This is a genomic window from Polaromonas sp., from assembly GCF_041689105.1.
Taxonomy (GTDB): Bacteria; Pseudomonadota; Gammaproteobacteria; order Burkholderiales; family Burkholderiaceae_C; genus Polaromonas.
On sequence record NZ_JBDNGU010000210.1, the window covers coordinates 1 to 3,134 of the forward strand.

Annotated in this window: 2 protein-coding genes and 1 other RNA gene; all 3 read right to left on the reverse strand. The window is 60.2% G+C overall.

What is annotated here, in order from left to right; all coding sequences use genetic code 11:
- The coding region (locus ACESMT_RS20455) for a helix-turn-helix domain-containing protein (RefSeq protein WP_372828436.1) at positions 1-261 on the reverse strand (261 nt) is incomplete at its 3' end.
- Positions 262-774: 513 nt separating this feature from the next.
- Positions 775-2,430, reverse strand: coding sequence for a BCCT family transporter (locus tag ACESMT_RS20460; RefSeq protein WP_372828437.1), 1,656 nt, complete (start codon positions 2,428-2,430; stop codon positions 775-777).
- 362 nt (positions 2,431-2,792) lie between these two features.
- Positions 2,793-3,134, reverse strand: a transfer-messenger RNA (tmRNA) gene (gene ssrA / locus ACESMT_RS20465); the annotation flags it as partial.

Below are 3,134 nucleotides of genomic sequence, written 5' to 3' on the forward strand. Positions count from 1 at the left end.
CGTGGCAGCCTGGGGCGTGGTCTGCGTGGTCAACTCCACCAGCTTTTGCACGTCCACCTTCACAGGCGGTGCTCCGCGGGGCAAGTCCCGCTCGATGCCTTCAAGACCGGCCTGAACATAGCGCTCGCGCCAGCGAGCAACATGCACGCGGCCTATGCCCAATTGTTCGGCAATCGCCTTGTTCTGCAGGCCATGCGCGGCCAGCAGCACGATTCGTGCTCGCTGCGACAGGCGCACACTGGTGCGCTTGGAACGCGCCAACTTCGTCAGCTCTGTTTCCTGCCCTTGACTGAGCTCTACAACCGGGGCAACTCGCAATTTCTCACTCCAATACAAACCGTAGTGGAGCATTGGCGCCAAGCAGTTCGTTTACGTTCACTCAAGAATCAAACACTACACTAGCGCAGAGGAAGAGGGAGAGGAGGTCGATGGACATGCGCGTTGCTGCCCTTTAGCCCTGAACGGGTGTGGCGAGCAGGTGGGATCTCGCAATGATATCTGCCAACCGCAGGCGGACCAGTTGAGCGCGCCCTTGAAGGTGGCCGCGGAACTACGCGCGACAAGCGCCATCGGTCCCCCGGCACCATCCCTTGAGTTTCCTTTCGATGAATCCGCAGCGTTGACTGCATAGCAGCGTCACTCCCAGCGCCCTACGGCCCGTCCAGCGGTCAAAGGGCCAGTCAACTGGCCCACCAGAACGAAAAACCCCGACACGCGATGGCCGGGGCTGTTGGTCATGGGGCTGCTACAGGCACCCAATCAATCAGAGGCAACCTACTGTCCGGTGGTCGTCGGTATGCCGTGCTTCTCGCGCAGGCCGTCGTGAAGGATGCCCTTGATCAGCGCGATACCCATCAGCACCATCACCAGGCTGAACGGCAGGGCACCAATGACCATGGCCGTCTTGATGGCGCCCAGGCCGCCGGCCACAATGAGGCCGCCCACCACGAGCGCCAACGCCGCGCCCCAGAACAGGATGTGGGGGCGCGCCTTGGGGCCCTCGTCGCCGGCGGCGTTGATGGGGTTGATGATCAGCACGGCGCTGTCGGCCGAGGTCACCAGATAAGTCAGCAGCAGCACCACCACCACGATCGACATCGCCCATGCCAGATCCGGGCGCAGCATCACGCCCAGCATGACGAACAGTTGTGACGCCTGACCCGCCCCTGCAATGGCGCCGCCCGCCTTGCCCGTCAGTTCCAGATCGATGGCGGTGCCGCCGACCAGGGCAAACCAGACGAAGCACATGATGGCCGGAACGATCAACGCGCCCAGCACGTATTCGCGCACCGTGCGACCACGTGAAATGCGGGCTAAAAACAAGCCGACAAAGGGCGCGAAAGCGATCCACCAGGCCCAGTAAAAAATGGTCCAACCGCCCTGCCAGCCAGCCAGCGCATCACCCACCGGCGTGCCGTTCCTGGACCAGACGGCGAAGAGATTACCCGGAATCGAGACCAGGTAGTCCCACAGGCCCACGAACAAGGCCTGCAGGCCAAACAGCGTCGAGCCGAAGATGACGAAGAAGGCCAGCACGAAGAAGCTCAGTCCCATGTTGATGTTCGAGAGCCACTTGATGCCCTTGCCGACGCCCGACAGCGCCGACAGCGTAGACGCGCCCATGATCACCAACAGGGCGGCGATGATGCCTGCCTTGGAGGACGAGCGCGTGCCGTCAGCCGCCGTGGTGTACAGCCAATCGCCGACGCCGATGCGCGAGAGGCCCGAGATGAACTGCTCCACACCGAAACCCAAGGTCTGCGACACCCCCAGCACGGTGGCCACCACGGCCACCACGTCAACCACATGGCCCAGCGGCCCGGACATCCACTTGCCAAACAACGGCGTGAGACCGGAGCGGATCGTCAGTGGCAAGCCTCGGCGGTACGAGCAGTAACCCAGCGACAGGCCGACGACCGCGTAGGCCGCCCAAGCCGCAAAGCCCCAGTGCGTGAACGACCAGATGTAAGCGTCGCGCACGTTACCCAAAGTGCTGGGCTCGGTCAGTTGCTGAATCGTGGCCGGGTTCTTGGCGAAGTGGTACATCGGCTCGGCTGTGGCGAAGGTCAGCATGCCAATACCGATGCCAGCGCCAAACATCATCGAAAACCACGAGAAGTTCGAGAACTCCGGTTTGTCGTCCGGCAAGCCCAGCTTCAGTCGGCCCGAAGCAGGCCAGATCGCCAGAGCCAGGCACAAAATGAGGAAGAAGGCCATGGCATAGATGTACCAAAAGCCGAGCGAAGCCAGGATGGTGTCGTTAATACCGCTCAGGAAGCTGCTGGACCGCTTTGGGAAGATCATGGCCCAAAGGATGAGCGCGGCGATCAGCAACTTGGCCGTGATCGTCACTTGCTTGGTGAAGCCACCGTAGAAGCCGCCGTCGGCGGTTTTGATGGGTAGATCCATCAAGGGGGGTTTGAGAGCCACGATTGCATTCCTTATCTACGGCTTCCGGTTCGCCGAGCTGTTTTTGTTGTCTGAAAATAAGCTGCCGCCCGAATCGAGCCGACACCACGGTCAGCGAAACTCGAGTAACAACGACCTGCTTGGGATCGATCACAGCCACACGACCTGCCCGCTGACCGCCTGCTTCCTGCCTTAAGGAAGCGCTGACCAACCCCACAAAGCAGCCAAAACGCTTGCTTGCACCCCCTTATGTACCCCCGCTTTGGGCAGGCTGTCAATGGGCTTGTGTATACCTATGCCGACGATCAACTCCCACAACTTATTGAATTTAAAAAGAAAAAGGCCGCTTACTGGACTTCAGTAAACGGCCTTGGACGTTATGGTGGTGGAGCTGGGGGGATTTGAACCCCCGTCCGCAAGCCTTGTTCGGGCAGATCTACATGTTTAGCGGTCTGATTTGAGTCTCGCCACCTGTGTCGCGCAGTCGCACGCTACACAGGACGCCAGCACCCTATTTTCTTGCCCCGGGTTAAGGTACCCAGCCCGGAGCCAGCCGATGAAATTATCTTTACAGCCGGGAGCCATTAACTTGCGCTAAAGACCCCTTGCCCAGCCCATCGGCCTGCTGTTGTAAAGCTCACTGGCAATTAAGCAGCGAGTGCGAAACGTTCGTCGTTTGCAGTTAGTTTGTTTGAATCAGTTTTACGAGCACACTCAGCTCGACA